15 protein-coding genes and 1 tRNA gene are annotated in these 19,844 nt (G+C 65.6%); 8 read left to right on the forward strand and 8 right to left on the reverse strand.

What is annotated here, in order from left to right; translation table 11 throughout:
- Positions 1-38: 38 nt before the first annotated feature.
- Complete coding sequence (locus tag W930_RS30410) at positions 39-2,585, forward strand: cation:proton antiporter (RefSeq protein WP_023871653.1); 2,547 nt, start codon at positions 39-41, stop codon at positions 2,583-2,585.
- Between the two features lie 120 nt (positions 2,586-2,705).
- Here W930_RS30410 and W930_RS0108495 read toward each other — a convergent pair whose 3' ends face one another.
- Positions 2,706-3,605, reverse strand: coding sequence for a pirin family protein (locus W930_RS0108495; protein WP_023871654.1), 900 nt, complete (start codon positions 3,603-3,605; stop codon positions 2,706-2,708).
- Between the two features lie 188 nt (positions 3,606-3,793).
- Here W930_RS0108495 and greB point away from each other — a divergent pair, with 188 nt between their 5' ends.
- Positions 3,794-4,357, forward strand: coding sequence for a transcription elongation factor GreB (greB, locus tag W930_RS0108500; protein ID WP_023595431.1), 564 nt, complete (start codon positions 3,794-3,796; stop codon positions 4,355-4,357).
- Positions 4,358-4,370: 13 nt separating this feature from the next.
- Here greB and W930_RS0108505 read toward each other — a convergent pair whose 3' ends face one another.
- From W930_RS0108505 to W930_RS0108520, 4 genes are all read right to left on the reverse strand, one after another.
- Entirely contained in the window at positions 4,371-6,794 is a 2,424-nt protein-coding gene (locus W930_RS0108505; protein WP_023595430.1) for a bifunctional (p)ppGpp synthetase/guanosine-3',5'-bis(diphosphate) 3'-pyrophosphohydrolase, read from the reverse strand.
- Between the two features lie 60 nt (positions 6,795-6,854).
- Positions 6,855-7,061, reverse strand: coding sequence for a DNA-directed RNA polymerase subunit omega (rpoZ, locus tag W930_RS0108510; protein WP_023595429.1), 207 nt, complete (start codon positions 7,059-7,061; stop codon positions 6,855-6,857).
- A 90-nt stretch (positions 7,062-7,151) separates the two neighbouring features.
- On the reverse strand, positions 7,152-7,829 hold the full coding sequence (gene gmk / locus W930_RS0108515; protein WP_023871655.1) for a guanylate kinase: 678 nt from the start codon (positions 7,827-7,829) through the stop codon (positions 7,152-7,154).
- Positions 7,830-7,834: 5 nt separating this feature from the next.
- Positions 7,835-8,764, reverse strand: a complete 930-nt coding sequence (locus tag W930_RS0108520) for a YicC/YloC family endoribonuclease (RefSeq protein ID WP_023595427.1) — start codon at positions 8,762-8,764, stop codon at positions 7,835-7,837.
- Positions 8,765-8,976: 212 nt separating this feature from the next.
- On the opposite strand from W930_RS0108520, the gene rph reads away from it, so the two are divergent.
- From rph to hemW, 3 genes are read left to right on the forward strand one after another with little or no spacing between them, the layout of a single operon-like run.
- Positions 8,977-9,705: a ribonuclease PH gene (rph, locus tag W930_RS0108525; RefSeq protein ID WP_023871657.1), complete on the forward strand. Its 729-nt coding sequence runs from the start codon at positions 8,977-8,979 to the stop codon at positions 9,703-9,705.
- A 2-nt stretch (positions 9,706-9,707) separates the two neighbouring features.
- The gene (rdgB, locus tag W930_RS0108530) at positions 9,708-10,325 is read left to right on the forward strand and encodes an RdgB/HAM1 family non-canonical purine NTP pyrophosphatase (RefSeq protein WP_023595425.1); all 618 of its coding nucleotides are present in this window, start codon (positions 9,708-9,710) and stop codon (positions 10,323-10,325) included.
- A 5-nt stretch (positions 10,326-10,330) separates the two neighbouring features.
- Positions 10,331-11,551 (forward strand): radical SAM family heme chaperone HemW, encoded by a 1,221-nt coding sequence (hemW, locus tag W930_RS0108535; RefSeq protein ID WP_023871659.1) that lies wholly within the window; start codon positions 10,331-10,333, stop codon positions 11,549-11,551.
- An 18-nt stretch (positions 11,552-11,569) separates the two neighbouring features.
- On the opposite strand, the gene W930_RS0108540 is transcribed toward hemW, so the two are convergent.
- Positions 11,570-13,303, reverse strand: a complete 1,734-nt coding sequence (locus W930_RS0108540) for an acyl-CoA synthetase (RefSeq protein ID WP_023595423.1) — start codon at positions 13,301-13,303, stop codon at positions 11,570-11,572.
- Positions 13,304-13,618: 315 nt separating this feature from the next.
- On the opposite strand from W930_RS0108540, the gene W930_RS0108545 reads away from it, so the two are divergent.
- Positions 13,619-13,708: transfer RNA gene (locus tag W930_RS0108545), tRNA-Ser, on the forward strand.
- 111 nt (positions 13,709-13,819) lie between these two features.
- Here the strand turns inward: W930_RS0108545 and W930_RS0108550 are convergent.
- Positions 13,820-14,677 (reverse strand): LysR family transcriptional regulator, encoded by an 858-nt coding sequence (locus W930_RS0108550; protein WP_023871660.1) that lies wholly within the window; start codon positions 14,675-14,677, stop codon positions 13,820-13,822.
- 104 nt (positions 14,678-14,781) lie between these two features.
- On the opposite strand from W930_RS0108550, the gene W930_RS0108555 reads away from it, so the two are divergent.
- Together W930_RS0108555 and W930_RS0108560 are read left to right on the forward strand one after the other, a co-directional pair.
- On the forward strand, positions 14,782-15,162 hold the full coding sequence (locus W930_RS0108555) for a tautomerase family protein (RefSeq protein ID WP_023871661.1): 381 nt from the start codon (positions 14,782-14,784) through the stop codon (positions 15,160-15,162).
- A gap of 275 nt (positions 15,163-15,437) precedes the next feature.
- Entirely contained in the window at positions 15,438-15,779 is a 342-nt protein-coding gene (locus W930_RS0108560; RefSeq protein ID WP_023871662.1) for a DHCW motif cupin fold protein, read from the forward strand.
- Positions 15,780-15,973: 194 nt separating this feature from the next.
- Here the strand turns inward: W930_RS0108560 and W930_RS30780 are convergent, their stop codons facing one another.
- Positions 15,974-19,561, reverse strand: coding sequence for an autotransporter domain-containing protein (locus W930_RS30780; RefSeq protein WP_023871663.1), 3,588 nt, complete (start codon positions 19,559-19,561; stop codon positions 15,974-15,976).
- Positions 19,562-19,844: the final 283 nt, after the last annotated feature.

Genomic DNA, 19,844 nt, shown 5'->3' on the forward strand with positions numbered 1-19,844 from the left:
CAGGTCGCCGGCGGGGTTCACGACACGCAAGGAGGCACATGCACGCAAGCCACGGCACGGCAATTTTCTTCACCCAACTGCTGTTGCTCGTTCTCGTCGGCCGCTTGCTCGGCGAGCTCATGCAGCGCCTGCGCCAGCCGGCGGTCATGGGACAGTTGCTCGCCGGCGTATTGCTCGGCCCGTCGATCTTCGGTGCGCTGCTGCCCGCCTGGCAGCATGCCGTCTTTCCCGACAGCGATACCCAGAAGAAGATGCTCGATGCCGTCTCCGAGCTGGGCGTGCTGTTGCTGCTGCTCTCCACCGGGCTCGAGACCGATCTGGGGCTGGTCCGGCGCATGAAGCGCATGGCGATTTTCGCCTCGGCGGGCGGCATGGTGATTCCGTTCGCCTGCGGCTTCGCACTCGGCTGGCATCTGCCCGACAGCTTGCTGCCGCACCCCGAGGCCCGTCTCGTCACATCGCTGTTCCTCGGCACCGCGCTCTCGATCTCTTCGGTCAAGGTCGTGGCGATGGTCATCCGCGAGGTCGACTACCTGCGCCGCAACATCGGGCAGATCATTCTCGCGGCGGCCATTCTGGACGACACCACCGGGTGGATCATCATCGCGGTCATTGCCAGCCTGGGCGCGAGCGGCACGATCGACCTCGGGCACCTGGCGTTCAGCCTGGGCGGCACACTGTTGTTCATCGTGCTGTGCTTCACCGTCGGCAAGCGCGCGGTGGCCGTGGCGATTCGCTGGACGAACGACCGTTTCACCATCGAGATGCCGGTACTCAGCGCGATTCTCGTGATCACCTTCGTGCTCGCGCTTGCCACCGACCGGCTCGGCGTGCATACCGCGCTCGGCGCATTCATGGCCGGCGTGATGATCGGGCAGTCCCCCATTCTCTCCGAGCAGATCGAAGCACAGTTGCGCGGTCTGATCGTCGCCCTGTTCGCCCCGGTTTTCTTCGGCGTGGCGGGGCTGTCCGTCGACCTGACGATTCTGCTCGATTGGCGCATGCTCGGGCTCGTTGCGGGCCTGATCCTGATCGCGAGCGTCGGCAAGTTCACCGGCTGCTTTGCGGGCGGGCGCCTTGGCGGGATGTCCTCGGCCGAGGCACTCGCGTTGGCCACCGGCATGAACGCGCGCGGCTCGACCGAGATCATCGTGGCAAGCATCGGCCTGTCGCTCGGCGTGCTCAGCCAGGATCTGTTCACGATGATCGTCATCATGGCGCTCATCACCACCCTCATCATGCCGCCGGTGCTGCGACGCGCGCTGGTGCGCATTCCACTCTCGGCGCAGGAGAAGGCACGACTCGAGAAGGAGGCGGCCGAGGAAAAGGACTTCCTGCCGAATGTCGAGCGCATTCTCGTCGCCGTCGACGGCAGCGCCAATGGGCGCTTCGCCGCCTGGATCGCCGGACTGACGGCCGGGGTTCGCGGCACGCTCACCACAGTGCTCGCCCCGTCGGCGGCGCCCACGGACGGCGGCAGGACCGCCCGTGAAGTCGCCGAACCGGCACGCTCGCCCGCGCGGCCGGCGAAGGACAAGTCGGCGATCGGTGCCGACGAGGAAGGCGCCGGTCGTGACGCCTACGACATCGCATTGGCCGCTGCGCAAATCGCTATCCCCCGCGCACCGGGGACCCCCGGCGTCAAGGACGACACCGGCACCAATCCGTCGCGCGAGGCCGCTCGCCTCGTGCTACGCGAGCGCACCGGCAAGGCGCCGCCGAAGACGCCGGACCTGCCCCACGGCCCCGTCAAGGAAAGCGACGACGGCCAGGCCGGCGACGAGAACGCTGGCGACGCCAGCCGCCGTGGCAAGTCGACAGACGTGCCGAAACACGAACCTGTTGGCGAAGCGCATGACGACAAGCGCGTGAGCGAGGCCAGCGAGACCGGTGAATTCGTCGCGAGCGACCCGTCGGACGCGGTGCGCGAGGAGGCGGCGGCACAGCCGGACCTCAGCCACGAAGCCGCACGCATCTCGGACGAAATCGCCAAGGGTTACGGCTTCGTCATCACCGGATTCGACACGCCGGGGCAGGCGTCGGAGTCGGATTCCGACGTTCCGCCATTGCCGTTGCCCAAGGGCGTGCTGCCCCTCACCAAGGCGTTCGACGGTGCCATCGGCATCGTGCTCGCCCACGGCGACCACGCGCGCAAGCCCGATGCGCCGCTTAATATCCTCGTGCCGGTTTCGGGCACGGACGACTCACGGCATGCCGCCGAACTCGCCATCACGCTGGCGCGAGCCGCCAACGCACCGGTGACCGCCCTGCACGTCTCGGCGCGAGTGGCGCCGGGCATGCTGCATCGGCGCTGGCGGCCTCGCGTGTTGCGCCCGGACGCCGCGGAGGCGGCCATGCTCGAGAATCTGCACGCGCTCGCCAAGCGAAACGGCGTGAAACTGCGCACGCGTCTGCTCGCGGGCGGCAAGGTCGACGACGCCGTGCTGCACCAGATTCACCACGGCAAACACAATCTGCTGGTACTCGGCGTGCAGCCGCGTTTCGGCGATCGCCTGAACTTCGGTGCCGTCTCGCACCGCCTGCTCGAGGAGCGCCGCTGTTCGGTGATCGTGCTCAGTGCATGATCCGCATGCCGGCGGTGCGAGCGCCGTCATGAAAAACGCCTGCCGCCGAACGATTCGGCGGCAGGCGTTTCGCTTCCGACAATACGACGCGCACGCTGGCTAGCGATTCCCCGGGAAGCCTCAGGATGCCGCCGGCTTGCGCTCTGGCAGCGGGATCCACTCCGTCTCGCCCGGGACCTTGCCCATCTGCTGGGCCGTCCATGCGGCCTTGGCCTGTTCGATCCGCTCACGGCTCGATGACACGAAGTTCCAGAAGATGAAGCGATCGCCGTCGAGGGGCGCGCCGCCGAGCAGCATCAGCCGCGCCGGTCGATCGCCCGCCACGATGCGCGCGTCGGTCCCGGGCGCGAGTACGCCCATGCGCTGCTCGGGCAGCACTTCGTCGTTGATCGTCACTTCGCCCTCGACGGTATAGACCGCGCGCTCGGCATACTCGGGCGGCAGCACGAACGCGGCACAGGGAGCCATGTCGACGGCCAGGTAGAAGATCGGCGAAAACACTTTCACCGGCGAAGTCTCACCGAAGGCCGTTCCCAGAATCAGACGCATGTGCACGCCCGGCTGGAAGATGTCGGGCAACGACGACGCCTCGTGGTGCGCAAACGTGGGTTCGGCCTCTTCGTCGGCCTGCGGCAGCGCCACCCACGTCTGGATGCCGTGCACGTCGCCGCCGCGCTCGCGCACGTCGTCCGGGGTACGCTCGGAATGCACGATGCCCCGCCCGGCGGTCATCCAGTTCACGGCGCCCGGCGTGATGCGTTGATCGCTGCCGAGACTGTCGCGGTGCCAGATTTCGCCGTCGAAAAGATACGTGACCGTGGCCAGACCGATGTGCGGATGCGGGCGAACGTCCATGCCCTGCCCCGGCGCGAGCGTGGCCGGCCCCATGTGATCGAAAAAGATGAATGGCCCGACCGTCTTGAACGGCAGGCTCGGCAGACTGCGCTGCACGGTGAAGGCGCCGATGTCGCTCGTGTGCGGCTTGAGTACGGCAAGGAAGGGGCTCGTGGAATCGGTCATGGCGCATTTCTCCTGCGGTCTTGGGGGACTGGGTGAAGCGATTGTAGAGGACATTGCGGGCCGGCTCCATGACACCTGCGCATGATTGCCGCGACGCGGCGCATGCTGCGCACATGCGCCGCGCCCATCGATCCTATAATGCAGGAATCCCATGACATTACCCGCACGCGTGACGCGTGCATCCGCTTATGAACAAGGCCTTCGTCAAGGAAGACACCGGCGACGACGACGACGATCTCGACGCCGGCGCCCCGCCGATTCCACCGGGCACCAAGAACTACATCACGCCGACGGGCTACCGCCGCCTGAAGGACGAGTTGCTCGACCTCATCGACAATCAGCGCCCGGAGGTGGTGAAGATCGTGTCCTGGGCGGCGTCCAACGGCGACCGCTCGGAAAATGGCGATTACATCTACGGCAAGCGGCGCCTGCGGGAAATCGACCGGCGCATCCGCTTCCTGACACGTCGGCTGGACAACGCCGAAGTGGTGGACACGCGTCGTCAGGAGAATGTCGATCAGGTGTTCTTCGGCGCGGAAGTCACGTACGCCGACGGCAAGGGAGACGAGCACACGATCATGATCGTCGGCATCGACGAGGTCGATCTCGAACGGGGTCACGTGAGTTGGATTTCGCCGATCGCTCGCGCCATCACCAAGGCGAAGGTCGGCGACACCGTACCGCTTCGCACGCCGGCCGGACTCGATCAGATCGAGATTCTCGACGTGCGATATCCGCCGCCGTCCGAGTGACGACCGCCGTCGGTCAGTAGTCGCCGCGCTCGCGCGTGATGCGCATGGCGTGATTGGCTCGCACCTCTTCCTGGTGACGCTCGCTCGGCCGCTCGCGCGCCACGCGCATGACATCCGGGTTCACGCGCACGCGCCGCATCACGTTGGCCAGATGCACCCGGTCGCTGACCTGAATGAGGAATCGCAGCGTGGCGGATTCGTCGGGCACCACTTCGTCCATTCCGATATGCACGATGTTGGCGTCCGACGCCGTGATATCGGCCGCGACCCGAGAAAACACGCCACGGTTGTGACGCACCAGCACCTTGATGCCCACGTCGAACAGGCGGCCAGGCTGCGGCGCCCATGCCACGTCGATCCAGCGCGTGGGGTCCTTGCGATGGATGCGACGCGCCACGGGGCATTCGGTCGTATGAATCGCCATGCCCAGCCCGATGCCGATGTAGCCCATGATGGCGTCACCCGGAATCGGACGACAGCATGACGAGAACTGCACCGACATGCCTTCCGTGCCGGTAATGAGCACTGGCGGCCCGACGGTCTCCTCGCCGTTGCGCGGCGAGTCCGCATCGTCCGGGCTGTCGGTGTCGTTCTCGCTTTCCTTGCCCGACGAAAGCACCGCGAGGCGCTTGGCGAGCACGGCGGCCACACGGCGTCCGAGACCGATGTCGGCGAAAATGTCCTGTCGATCCTTGTTGCCCGTCCACTGCGCGAGCTTGTCCCAGATCTCCGGGGTAATCTCTGCCATCGTCAGGCCGTACCCCTTGAGCGCCTGCTCGACCAGGCGTTCGCCCAGCTGCACCGATTCGGCAAAGCGCATCGTCTTGAGGTAATGGCGAATGGCCGAGCGCGCCTTGCCGGTGCGCACGAAACCGAGCCACACCGGGTTCGGCTTCGAATAAGGCGCGGTGATGACTTCCACGATATCGCCGTTCTTGAGCTCCGTGCGCAGCGGCAGCAACTCGTTGTTGATCTTCACGGCCACGCACTGGTTGCCCAGATCGCTGTGCACCGAGTAGGCGAAGTCGAGCGCGGTGGCGCCGCGCGGCAGCGCCATGATGCGCGCCTTGGGCGTGAAGACGTAGACGGCGTCGGGGAACAGGTCGACCTTGACGTGTTCGAGAAATTCCGTGGAATCGCCCGTCTCGCTCTGAATGTCGAGCAGCGACTGCAGCCATTGATGCGCGTGCTTCTGCACGTCGTTCATGTCGGCGCCGCCGTTCTTGTACAGCCAATGCGCCGCCACGCCCGCTTCCGCGATCTCGTGCATGCGGCGCGTGCGAATCTGGAATTCGATGGGGGTCCCGAACGGGCCGACCAGCGTGGTATGCAACGACTGGTAGCCGTTGACCTTCGGGATGGCGATGTAGTCCTTGAACTTGCCCGGCACCGGCTTGTACAGCGCGTGCAACACGCCCAGCGCCAGGTAGCACTGCGCGTTGGACTCGACCACGACACGGAAACCGTAGACATCCAGCACCTGCGAGAACGACAGCTGCTTTTCCTGCATCTTGTTGTAGATGCTGAAGAGCGTCTTCTCGCGTCCGAAGACGTCGGCGCTCACGCCGCCGTCCTTCAGGGCTTTCTCGACGGCGTCGAGAATCTTGCTCACGACCTCGCGCCGATTGCCGCGCGCGGCCTTCACGGCCTTGTCGAGCACAGCGTAGCGACGCGGGTAATAGTTCGCGAAGCTCAGGTCCTGCAGCTCGCGATAGGTGTTGTTCAGGCCCAGACGATGGGCGATGGGCGCGTAGATGTCGAGCGTTTCGCGCGCCACACGGCGCTGCTTCTCCGTCGAGGTCACGCCAAGCGTGCGCATGTTGTGCAGCCGGTCGGCAAGCTTGACGAGGATCACGCGAACGTCGCGCGACATCGCCAGCAGCATCTTGCGAAAGCTCTCGGCCTGCGCCTCTTCCCGGCTGCGAAACTCCATCTTGTCGAGTTTCGACAGACCGTCGACCAGCTCCGCGACCTTCGGCCCGAATCGCTCGGCGAGTTCGGCCTTCGTCACGCCCTGGTCTTCCATCACGTCGTGCAACAGCGCGGCCATGATCGACTGCGCGTCGAGTTTCCACTCGGCACAGATTTCGGCAACGGCGACGGGATGGGTAATGTAAGGCTGTCCGCTCTGGCGATACTGGCCCAGGTGGGCTTCGTCGCTGAACTGGAATGCCTCCTTGATCTGCGCGAGGTCGCTTTCCTTGAGGTATTCCCCAAGCATGCCCTTCAGACGGGCGATCGAGACGACCTCGTGCTTGCGCGGCTGCTCGGGCGTGGCCGTCGGACCGAAAAGATGCCGGTACGACTGCTCGAGCAGCGCGTCGATGTACTGCCGCGTGGCGCTTTCGCCCTTCTTTTTCTTGCGTTCGGGCTTCGGCTCCCCCGCTTTGGGTTCATCCGCAGCGATGGACGCGGCCGGAGATTTCGCATGACTCATACGTGTACCTGCATCGTCGAGCGGCCCGGAACGTCACATCGCATCAGTGCGGTCTCCCGATCAGACCGGCACTTTCTTGAGCATCTCGATGCCCACCTGACCCGCTGCGATTTCACGCAGCGCGACAACGGTCGGCTTGTCCTTGTTGTTCTCGAGCTTGGGCGTATGACCCTGCGCCAGTTGGCGGGCGCGATACGTCGCGGCGAGCGCCAGCTCGAAGCGGTTCGGGATCTTTTTCAGGCAGTCTTCAACGGTAATTCGGGCCATAAGGAGGTTCCTTCTAGATATAGGGCGTATTCTATCGCAGCCGGCGAACACCCGCGCAAAACGCAAGCGCCGCCGATGAATGCGAAGGGGTTACTGGGGCTCGTTCGGTGCGTGGATGTCCAGGTCGGTGAACAGTGTCTTGTGCCGCGCATATTGCGACGGGAAACGCAGTCGTGTCGCGGTGAATACCGACTGCAACTGCGCGAGCGCGCGCTGGAAGTCGTCGTTGATGATGATGAAGTCCGCTTCGGGCGCGTGGGCGATCTCGCCGCCGGCGGCGAGCAGGCGTCGCGCGATCACGTTGGGCTCGTCGGTGCCGCGCTTTTTCAGGCGCTCCTCGAGCGCGGCGATCGACGGCGGAAGAATGAAGATGCCGACCGCGTTCGAGAAGCGCTTGCGCACCTGCTGCGCGCCCTGCCAATCGATCTCCAGCAGCACGTCGCGGCCTTCGCGCATCTGGTCTTCGATCCACACGCGCGACGTGCCGTAATAGTTGCCATGCACTTCCGCGCTTTCGAGAAACTCGCCGCGCTTGCGACGCTCGAGAAACTGTTCGACCGAAATGAAGTTGTAATGCACGCCCTCTTCCTCGTTCGCACGCGGTGCGCGCGTCGTGCACGAGATCGACAGGCGAATTTCATCGTCCTGCGCGAGCAGCGCGTTCACGAGTGTCGACTTGCCCGCGCCAGAGGGGGCGACCACCATGAACAGGTTGCCGGGATACACGGCGTGCATCGGGGTTTGCGGGGCTTGGGATGGCGAGGACATGCGGGTTACTCCAGATTCTGCACTTGCTCTCGCATCTGCTCGATGTAGAGCTTGAGCTCCATCGACGCATCGGCAAGTTCCTTCGAGGCCGCCTTCGAGCCGAGCGTATTCGCTTCGCGATTGAGCTCCTGCATCATGAAGTCGAGCCGTTTTCCGACCAGTCCCCCCTTCTCGAGAACATGACGGGTTTCCTTCAGGTGAGCGTCGAGCCGCGTGAGTTCTTCCGCGACGTCGATGCGCACGCCGTACATGGTCACTTCCTGACGGATGCGCTCGGCGATTTCGTCCTTGCCGGGCGCGGCCGATCCTTCCGGCACCACGACGCCCAGCGCTTCCTGCAAGCGATCGACGATCTTCTGCTGGTGACGCGCGATCAAATCGGGCACCATCGGCTGGAGGTCGACGAGAATCGTCTCCATTTTCTCGATGCGCTCGATCAGGCTGACCTTGAGCTGGGCGCCTTCGCGCCTGCGCACTTCGACGAGCTCGCCGATGGCGGCGCGCCCGGCATCGATTACGGCGTCGCGCAGCGCTTCGGCCGTCACCGACTCCTCACCGAGCACCCCGGGCCAGCGGAGGATTTCGCCGGTGCGCATGCGCTCCGCATCCGGGAAAAGCTTGAGCACCTGTTGTTCGAGATCGGCGAGTTGCTTCACGGCGTCGAGGTTGAGCGCGCCGCTCGTGCCGCTCTCCGGGCGCTGCACGTTGATGCGGATGTCGACCTTGCCGCGCGAGAGCTTGGCGGTGAGCGATTCGCGCAGCACGGGCTCGCACGCACGCGCTTCCTCGGGCATGCGAAATGCCAGATCGAGAAAGCGCGAATTGACCGTGCGCAATTCGACCGACACGCTCGCGCCTGCGGCTCCATCGGCATGCGCAATGTCGCGCGTGACGCTGGCGTAGCCGGTCATACTGTAGATGTTGTTGTCTTTCATCGGGGTGACCGGTGCCACGGCCGCGTGACGGATTCTCAACGGGGCAAGGCGGCGACCGGATTCGCATGCAATGGATGAACCGCGATTATCGCATTTTCCGGCCCTTCGCTCAGGAATCGGCGCGCGGCGGCGGCGCGTGCCGCCAAGGTTGCGGCGTTTAGCGATACCATTCGGGTATTGCCGCATCCATTCACCTCGCAGGACACCCACACATGACGCCCATCACCCGACCGGACGGCCGTGCGCTCGACGCATTGCGCCCCGTGCGCATCACCCGCCAATACACCCGCTACGCCGAAGGCTCGGTGCTCATCGAATGTGGCGAGACGAAGGTCATCTGCACGGCCAGCGTGGAAGAGAAAGTGCCGGGATTCCTGCGCGACTCCGGACAGGGCTGGCTCACCGCGGAGTACGGCATGTTGCCGCGCGCCACGCACACGCGCGGCGACCGTGAGGCCGCACGCGGCAAGCAAAGCGGACGCACACAGGAAATCCAGCGCCTGATCGGCCGCTCGCTGCGCGCCGTGTTCGATCTCGAGAAGTTCGGCCCGCGCACCCTCCAGATCGATTGCGACGTGATCCAGGCCGACGGCGGCACGCGTTGCGCGTCGATCACCGGCGCCTTCGTGGCGGCGCACGACGCCGTCTCGAAACTCATTGCCGAGGGCAAGCTCGAATCGTCGCCCATTCGCGCGCACGTCGCCGCCGTGTCGGTCGGTTTGTACCAGGGGCACCCGGTGCTGGACCTGAACTACGCGGAAGACTCCGCCTGCGACACCGACATGAACGTCATCATGACGAGCGAAGGCGGCTTCGTCGAAATCCAGGGAACGGCCGAGGGCGAGCCCTTCACACGCGCGCAGAGCAACGCCCTGCTCGATCTGGCCGACGCCGGCATTCGTCAGTTGATCGACGCGCAGAAGCGCGCGCTGGGAGCCTGACGATGGCGATGCAGAAGATCGTGCTGGCGTCGAACAACCCGGGCAAGCTGCGCGAATTCGCGTCGTTGTTCGAGCCGCTGGGTATCGAGCTGATTCCGCAGGGCATGCTAGGCGTTTCCGAGGCAGAGGAGCCGCACGTCACCTTCATCGAAAACGCGCTCGCGAAGGCTCGACACGCGTCCGCGGCAACCGGCCTGCCCGCGCTGGCCGACGACTCCGGCCTGTGCGTACCGATTCTGGGCGGTGCGCCCGGCGTGTATTCCGCGCGTTATGCGGCTCGCGCCGGGCGCGAGAAATCCGACGCCGCGAACAATCGTCACCTGATCGAGCAACTCGCCCCGCACGCCGATACGCCCGGCTATCGCGACGCGTATTACTTCGCCGCACTGGTGCTCGTGCGTCACGCGAACGACCCGCAGCCGATCATTGCCGAGGGGCGCTGGGACGGCGAGATTGTCGACACGCCGCGCGGCGCGCACGGTTTCGGCTACGACCCGCACTTCCTCATTCGCTCGCTGGATCAGACCGCCGCCGAACTCGACCCCGCCGTGAAAAACGCCCATAGCCATCGTGCCCGCGCCCTGCGCGTGCTGCTCGAGAAGCTGGGCCGGGAGGCGTAAGCGGTATGAGTCACTCCACGTTGCCCGTGCAGACCTTCCTGCGGCCCGGCCAGATCAGTCTTCCGGCATTGCCGCCGATGTCGTTGTACGTGCATTTTCCGTGGTGCGTGCGCAAGTGTCCGTATTGCGACTTCAACTCACATGAATGGCGCGGCGACGGGGGTGCGCAGGCGTTTCCGGAGCAAGCCTATCTCGACGCCCTGCGCCAGGATCTGGAGCAGGCGCTGCCGCTGGTGTGGGGACGTCCGGTGCACACCGTCTTTATCGGCGGGGGCACACCGAGCCTGCTCTCGGCAGCCGGCCTCGACCGGCTGCTCTCGGACCTGCGCGCCCTGCTCCCGCTCGACGCCGACGCCGAAATCACGATGGAGGCGAATCCCGGCACGTTCGAGGCGGACAAGTTCCGCAGCTTCCGCGCGAGCGGCGTCAATCGCCTGTCGATCGGCATCCAGAGTTTCAACAGCGAGCATCTGAAGGCGCTCGGGCGCATTCACGATGGCGACGAAGCGCGCCACGCCATCGAGATCGCGCAGGCGAACTTCGAAAACTTCAACCTCGATCTGATGTTCGCGCTGCCGAACCAGACGCTGGCGCAGTGTCGGCAGGATGTGGAGACGGCGCTCTCGTTCGCGCCGCCGCATCTGTCGCTCTATCACCTGACGCTCGAGCCGAATACACAATTCCACAAGTATCCGCCGACCGTGCCCGACGACGACACCGCCGCGGACATGCAGGACTGGATCGCCGAGCGCACGGCCGCGGCCGGCTACGGGCACTATGAGGTGTCGGCCTATGCGCGAGCGCATCGGCGCGCGAAGCACAACGTGAATTACTGGGAATTCGGCGATTATCTCGGCATCGGCGCGGGGGCGCACAGCAAGATCTCGTTCCCGCACCGCGTGTTGCGCCAGATCCGGCACAAGCATCCTCAGCGGTTCATGGAAGCGGCGGCCGCCGGCAATGCGATTCAGGAAGAACGGGAGGTCGACGCGCGCGACCTGCCCTTCGAGTTCATGCTCAACGCGTTACGACTGACCGACGGCGTGAAGAGCGAGCTGTTCGCCGATCGGACCGGGCTGCCGATGGCGCGCATCGCGAAGGCGCTGCGCGAGGCGGTCGCGAAGGGATTGATCGTCGACGATCCGCAGCGCATCGCGCCGACCGAGCTCGGACAGCGTTTCCTGAACGACCTGCAGGGCATGTTCCTCGATCGCGACCCGGCGTGATCCTCGCCGGCGCCGGAATCAACCCGGCGCCGTCCTCATCTCCCGCAATGCCTTTCGAATGATCTTGCCGGTGACGGTCATCGGCAGCTCCGGCAGGAAGACGACCTTGCGCGGGTATTCGTGCGCCGCGAGGCGGTGCTTCACGAAGTCCTGGATTTCCCTGGCGAGCGTGTCGGACGGCTCGTAGCCTTCGCGCAGCACGATGAAGGCCTTCACGATTTCCGTGCGAAGCGCGTCGGGCTCGCCGATCACGGCGGCGAACTGCACCGACGGATGGCGGATCAGGCAGTCCTCGATCGGCCCGGGACCGATCCGATATCCGGCGCTGGTGATCACGTCGTCCGAGCGCCCGGTGAAGGTGATGTATCCCTGTTCGTCGACGAATCCCGAATCGCCTGTGAGCAGGTAGTCGCCGCGATACTTTTCCATCGTGGCGTCGGGGTTGTGCCAGTAGCCGAGGAACATGACCGGGTTGGGGCGTGCGATTGCGATGTTGCCGACGGCGCCCACGGGCAGCGGCTTGCCGTCGTCGTCGACGATGGTGACGTCGTGGCCGCGGACTGCGCGTCCGATGGCGCCGGGCAGCGCCGGGAATTCCGCTGCGCACGACGACACCACCATGTTGCATTCCGTCTGGCCGTAGAACTCGTTGATCTCGACGCCGAGATGCTCGCGCCCCCAGGCCAGCAGTTCAGGGCCGAGCGACTCGCCGCCGCTGGCGACCGAGCGCAGTTGCAGGGGCCAGTGCTCGCGCGGTGACGCCACGGTGCGCAGCATTTTGAGCGCCGTGGGCGGGAGGAATGTGTTGCGCACACCGTGGCGCGCCATGAGGTCGAAGGCGGCGACGGGATCGAACTTCTCGAAGCGGCGCGAGAGCACCGGCACGCCGTGGTGCAGCGCGGGCAGCAGCACGTCGAGCAGTCCGCCGATCCAGGCCCAGTCGGCGGGCGTCCAGATGAGGTCGCCCGCCTGAGGAAACCCGTTGTGCGACGTTTCGACGCCGGGCAGGTGGCCGAGCAGGACCCGATGCGCGTGCAGTGCGCCCTTGGGCTTGCCGGTCGTGCCGGAGGTGTAGATGATCAGCGCCGGCGCGTCGGCGCGGGTCTGGACGGGTTCGAATTGCGCGTCACGCGAGGCGATGGCCGGCCAGAGTGCGAGCAGGCCGTCTTCGGCCACGCCCCAGTCCTGGTCGTCCGTCACGTGATGGTGCGCTTCGGGAAGGTCGTCGTGCACGACATAGACCAGGCGCAGATCGGGCAATTCGGCGCGGATGTCGTCGATCTTGCCGACGCTCGCGAGGTCGGTCACGAGCACGGTTGCGCCGGAGTTCTGTAGCCGATAGGCCAGCGCTTCGGGACCGAAGAGCGTGAAGAGCGGCACGGCGATGGCGCCGAGCTTGTAGGCGGCAACGTGGGCGACGAGCGTGGCGGGCGACTGTGGCAGGAAGATGCCGATGCGGTCACCGGTCTTGACGCCGTTGGCGCGCCATTCGTTGGCGAGTTGATTCGAGAGTTGCCTGAGGGTATCGAACGTGAGGCGCACGTGCGAGCCGTCGGCGCTTTCGTGAATGAGGGCCAGGCGATTCGTGCCATCGGCCCACTTGTCGCATACGTCGACGCCGATGTTGTAGAGCGTGGGAATCTGCCACGCGAAAGGCTGTGCGGTCTGGGCGGTTTGCCCGTCGGTCGCGCGTTCACCGCTGGCGTCATTCGACGTCTCTTTGGCGTGGGCGCGGGAGGTGTCGGCATCCATGCGCTGTCTCCGGGTCATGTCTGGCCTCGCACGGGAACGCGAAGGGCGTTCACCGCACGTCTTGAAGCATGATGCATGCCGGAGGCGGACAAAACAAGGGGTGTCCGGGGGAAACACTAGGATTTGAGCGGGGTGCGAGGTGATTTCGGTGAGAAGGTAGCTTCACACGACGTGATGAGCGGGTATAATGCCGGCTGCCGTGCGGTACCGGTCTGCGTTGGGCACCCGACGCCGAATCTTCCCGGACCGCACGCATCCCCAGCCGTCCCGTCGGACGGCGCCTGTGCCGCGACAGCCCGTCGTGCGCAACGCCTCGGAGGCGTGCCAGAGTGGTTTAATGGACTGGTCTTGAAAACCAGCGAAGGGGTAACCCTTCCGTGAGTTCGAATCTCACCGCCTCCGCCAGAATTTCCTGGTTTTAACGGTAGCCCTCACTGGCATTCGCGGTCATTGATCGTCGCATACGTTTGCGCCACCACCGGTTCGGCCCGAACGGCGTGCGCGACGCCACATCCCTCACCTCCGCACCACGCTCCTGAACGCCGCGGCGAGCGTGGCGAGGGCGTCGCGCTGTCGGCTGTCGCTCACCCGCGAGTGAAGCACCACCGGCAACCGCGGCAGATCCGGAAGCCCAAGCCTCGCGCCAACGTCCACAGCGCCCATAGGCAACATCCGAGGCGCCAATGCCGCAACGCCAAGCCCGGCCACGACGGCCGCCGCAGCGGCTGCAACGCCGCCGCCAACGAACGCCTCGGTCCACGGCACCCCCGCCGCATCGAGCGCCTGACCTGCCATCGCGCGCACGCCGCACGGCTCGGCCAGCGTGACGAGCGGCAAGGGCTCGCCTGTACGAGGCTCCCACGTCGGCGCAGCGAACCATCCGAATGTCTCGTCCGCCAACGTTTCTCCGTCGCTTCGATCCGCGTGAAAACGAACGATCACCGCGTCGAGCTCCCGCCGGTCGAACCGTTGAAGCAAATCACCCGACGAACCAATCCGAATCTCAATCAGCAACTGCGGATTCTGCGCATTCATGCGCGCGATCAACGACGGAAGATCCGGCCCCGCGACATGGTCGCTGATTCCGATAACAAGACGCTGCCGACGCTGCGCAAACCCGGCAAGCGCGCGATTGTGAACCTCCAGCAGTTCTCGGGCATTTTCGAGGAACGAAAGCCCCTGCGACGACAACTCGACATGCCGCGGCGTGCGCTCGACCAACCGGCAGCCGAGCCTTTCCTCCAGTCGTTGCAGCTTCAAACTGACAGCGGCCTGCGTCGCCCCCATCGCTTCCGCCGCCCGCGTAAAGCTGCCGAGCTCCGCAATGTGAACAAAAGCCTGGACGGCATCAAGATCGAGAGGACGCTGAATCATTTCAAATTCTTATTTTTGAAATTAGAATTAATAGATTTTCAATATAACAGATAGCCCTTAATCTTTGGCTTCCCGCTGACCCCTCACGCAAAAAGGAGCCCCCGATGCCACTCGCCCATGTCGCATTACGCGCCGGAAAGTCGGAAGCCTACAGACAGGCCATCCTCGACAACGTTTGTCGCGCAATGCACGAAACGTTCAACGTGCCCGAAGACGATCAATTCATGACTATCACGGAGCACGATGCCCCAAACTTCCGCTACAGCCCGTCGTATCTCGGCATCGCCCGAAGCGACGATCTCGTCTTCATCCAGATCACCGCCAACAACACGAGAACCCTCGACCAGAAGTTGGCGCTGTTCAAACGGACCGCGGAGTTGCTCAGCCAAAGCCCCGGCATTCGGCCGGAGGACGTTTTCGTGAGCCTCATCGAGGTGGAAAAGGCCAATTGGTCGCTCGGCAACGGCCTGGCACCGTACGTCTGAGTTTGCGTGAGCGCCCGCCGTTCGACGACATCCTCGGCGGGCACTCACCGACTAAGCGCTACGACATTCGCCCATTGGCAAGACCGACGGACAACGCAACATCGTCATCTCGCAAGATCGTGCGTATTCGCCGACCCGGCCGAGAGCCGGCGCAGCATTCGTGTAGTAATCTCTGTCGTCGCGAATCGATCGAATGAAACGCAGCGTGACGTCCGCGCGACGCGTTCGCTCAGGCACGAACGCACGCGCTCGCGACATCAACCGGAGGCTACAGAATGAAAATGGATGCATTTGCGTTCGGCACGACGCAATGGGCGGACGTCGAGAAAACCGAGCACCGTGGGGAAACCGGCGTCGCCTACTGGCGCACCCGTCATTTTGGTGAGGCGCCGAATCAAATCCGCGTACGGATGGTGGAATACTCGCCGGGCTATCTGGCGGATCACTGGTGCCACAAGGGGCACATTCTCTTTTGCCTCGATGGCGAGCTGGAAACCACGCTGGAAGACGGACGCAAGTTCGTCCTGACTCCGGGCATGAGCTACCAGGTAGGAGACGGGGCGGAAGCGCATCAGTCGTATACGAAATCGGGCGCAAGGCTATTCATCGTCGATTGAGCCGGCCCTTCCTCCGATTCCGGCGCTTCCGGCGATTCCGGCGCTTCCCGCGATTCGCATGATTCGGGCGGTGCGCGTCGTGAGAACGACGTTGCCCGATCTTCCCGCCGACGCTGGAGAGTCTGTCGCTCCGCGCGGCGAAACTGGGGCGGCGCCTGACGTCGGTTCGCCGCCCCTTGATCGACCGCTTGCGATCAGAACCGGTAGGTCACCTTCAGGCTTCCCGCCTGCGCTGACGCCCGTGCGGTGTTGACGAGGGCGTCGTACGCGAGCGAGACGTCCAGGTGTCTGGCGAGCGTTACACCGAAGCTGGCGCCGAGCGTCAGATAGCCGCGCGCCAGATGCGTGCCCGGTGCGACGAAGATCGTGCCGTCCTGCGACGCCACGGTAATCGCCCGACCGGCATCGAGCAACTCATGTGCATACGCCGCGCGAACCTGCACGTGCATCGGCCGCAGCGCATCTCCGAACGCCTTGTCGAGCGTCACGCCAACGAACGGCTGAAGGCTGCGGGTATTGTCCGTGCCCACGCGCAGATTCTGCCCGCCCGCATCGCTTTCGTCGAAACCGTTCGCATGAAAATAGGCGTAGCGCAGGCCGGCGCGCGGCGTGACGACTATCCCGGCAATCGACATCGGCGCGCTCACCTGCGCCGCCGCCGTGAACTCCTGTCCGACATGGTCCCCTTGCGCGGTTCCGATGCCTGCGAAGGGGCGCTTTTGCGACAGGAAATCGAGCCCGTAGCCTACCGTTGCCGCAACGTCGATCGGCCCCATTTCGCGACTGGCGTACGCGGCCAGCCGTAGCGTGTCGATCGTGCCCGAGTTCGCCGTGCCGGTCTCCGAGAGATCGGCGTGCGAATAGCCGCCAGCCAGCCCGAACGTGTTGCGCTCCACGCGCTTGTGCGCGCCCGCAAGGAAGCCGTAACGGTTCTCCTGAAAACCGGGCTGACCGTCGGAACCGGACAGACGGCCGTGAAGTCCCGTCGCACTCGCCCAGACCGAAGGGCCGCCAGATGCCGCATCACCGGTGGCCAATCCCGTCTCCACAGTGCGGCGCGTGGCCTGGTCGAGCACCGCCGCCGTCGCCGACTGGGCGTTCATCAGCGAAGCGGTCCCCAAGGCCGTGAAAATGCTGGTGTTCTTCGGCGCGATGACAACGCCTCCTGACGGATCGACGGCCCCGGGGTCCGCGGTCCCCGGCGCGTTGAGCGCGAGCGTCACGTCGTTCGCGCCGTAGCTCAGGGCGGAGCGCAGATTGCCGAGGTCGGCACCGGCGGACAACGCTTCGGTTACCGAAGAGAAGCGTCCGCTCACACCGTTCGCGGCGCTCAGCACGGTGTAGCGCGTCGACCGGTAGGTTCCCGGATCGTACGTGATGGCGAGCACGCCATTCAACGTCGCGCTGCCCGACACCTTGAGCAACGACGCCGCTGTCGGACTCACCTCGATGGCCAGCGTCGCGCTCGACGCCTGCGTGTAGTTGCCGCCAACACTCAGCGTACCGATGGAACCGCCCGGCGCCACGATCCCGCCGTTGGTCACGCTGCCCAGAATCGTGCCGTGACCGCGCAGTGTGCCCTGCGAACCGACTGCCACGTTGCCGCCCAGTACCGCGCTCTCGTGAGCGGCATCACCGACCTCGAGCGTGCCCGCACCCACGGTGGTCGCCCCGGTGAATCCATTGCTCGCGCCATTGAGCACTAGCATGCCCGCGCCCTGTTTGACGAAGGCGCCGCTGCCGGTGAGTGCGCCGGCATACGTTGTGTTGGTGACCGTATCGAGCGTCAGGGTGCTCGTGCCAATGGCAATGCTTGTGCCTGCCCCTCCGGACAGGCCGGAGAGCGTCTGCGCGCCCGCGCCGGACGCATCGAATGTCGCGCCGCTGCCGACCAGGGAGAGGGTCGTGGCCGACGACAACTGTCCGCCCGCCGCCAGTGCCAGCGTGCCGCCGTTGATCGTGGTCGCGCCGGTGTAGCTGTTGACGCCGGCCAGCGTCTGCGTGCCACCGTTCAGCGTCAATCCGCCCGTGCCGCCGATCGCGCCGGAGAATACACCCGACGCATTCGTGAGCGTCAGCGTGCGCGCCCCGAGCGCGACCGAGCCAGGCCCGGTCAGGGCCGTCAGCGAGGCACCATTCGTCGTGGCGGAAATATCGAGCGTGCCATTGTTGGCCACACCGCTCGACGACGCGATGCTCGCGCCGCCGCTCAGTGCCAGCACCGCCCCGTTGTTGATCGTGGTGGCGCCCGAGTAGGTGTTCACGCCAGTGAGCGTCTGTGTGCCGCCGGCAAGACGTATGCCACCGGTGCCGCCGATGACACCGTCGAAGGTTCCAGCCGCGTTCGTGAGCGATAGCGTCTGGCTGCCGAGCTGCACGGCGCCCCCCCCGGAAAGCGCCTGGATCGACGCACCGGCGCTCACGCCCGAAATGTCGAACACGCCCCCCACGCCGCCAACGCCGACGACGGTGACCCCTGCCGAAGCGGCGACACTGCCGCTGCCCGACAGGGCCAGCGTGCCGCTGTTGATCGTGGTGGCGCCGGTGTAAGTGTTGGCCGACGTGAGCGTCAACGCCTTCGAGGCGATCCCCCCGAGCGTCAGTGCGCCCGCGCCGGAGACCACGCCCGACATCGTCAGGCTGTTCGTCGCGGTGGAGAAGATCACATTCGACGCCGCGTCGCTGAGCACGACGGCATTGTTCAACGTCAGCCCCGCATTGCTGGCGCTGATGGTCGCGCTCGCACCCGCATCGAACAGCAGGTCGCCGAGAATCGCCGAGCCGGTCAGCAGGTTCAGACCGTTGTTCAGGCCGCCAAACTCGATTGCCGCGGCTCGCGGCGCGCCGCCGTTGGACATCCCACCCATGATGACGCCAGCGTTGGTGATGATGTCCATGCCGCGCGTGCGCACGCCAACGCCGCCCACCAGACCGGCACCGCCCGAGATCGTCCCGATGTTGGCGACCGAGTTGCGTGTTCCTGCGAGATTGACGCCGATACCGCCGCTACCCGCCGTGCCTCCAGCGAACGTGGCACTACCCGCAGCGCCTCCAGCACCGCCCGAGATCGTTCCGATATTGAAAATGTTGGCGCTTCCCTGGAGCGACAATATCCCATCCCCGCCAGCGCCACCGCCGCCGCTGAAGCCGCCGGCGCCGCCGTTACCGCCAGCGCCGCCCGAAATCGTCCCCGAATTGCTGATCGATGTCACGACGCCGGCAGAGATCATCCCGGCCCCGCCGCCACCGCCGCCGCCGCCGTTGCCGACGCCTGCCGAGGCGTTGCCGCCCTGACCACCCGCGCCGCCGACGATCGCGCCCGCCGACGAGACGGTGATGTCGTCACCCAGGTAATAGAGTCCTGCGCCGCCGCCGTTCCCGCCGGATGCAAAATTGGTGCCATCGGCCCCGGCGAGGCCTCCAGGGCCGACAACCGGCCCGTTGACCACAAAGCCGCTGGAGAAGACGACCTGTGCAGGCGCTCCGCCCGAAGACGTGCCGCCGTCGCCGGAAGCCCCCGTGCCGCCCGTCCCCTGTGGCGCCCAGCCTCCGGGGACCTGTACCGTCACGCTGTTCGAATCAATCGTACTCGAACCGCCCCCCTGGCCATTGCCCGCGCCGCCCGGTCCGCCGCGTCCCGAGGCTCCGTCGCCGCCCGCCGCACCACAGCCGCTGATGTCGCTGACGGTACAAGTCCCGGCGGCCCATAGGGACGGCGCGGTGCCCGCGAGCGCCAGTGCGACCGCCGTACTGGTTGCAGTGCGAACAATTCGTGCCCCCATGGCATGCCGCGTCGGCCGCGACAATGGATGGCGAACGTCGTGCAGCGCGGGCGTCGCGGACGGAGGCTGGGCGGATTTGACACGGCGCGATACGCGCCTGGGTTTGCGTGAGACCACGGATATCCTCTCGTTTTGCGCCGTGCATGGCGACCGGCGACCGAGAAGATTCGGCCTTTCCCCCGCAGTACGGCAGTTCTCGAACACCAGTGCTCTGAGATGCCGTTCGAATTGAAATTGTCGAGCGCTGGGACGACGCGACCGCGTAGACGGGCGCATCGGACAC

This window comes from Pandoraea sp. E26 (assembly GCF_000681415.1).
GTDB lineage: Bacteria > Pseudomonadota > Gammaproteobacteria > Burkholderiales > Burkholderiaceae > Pandoraea > Pandoraea pnomenusa.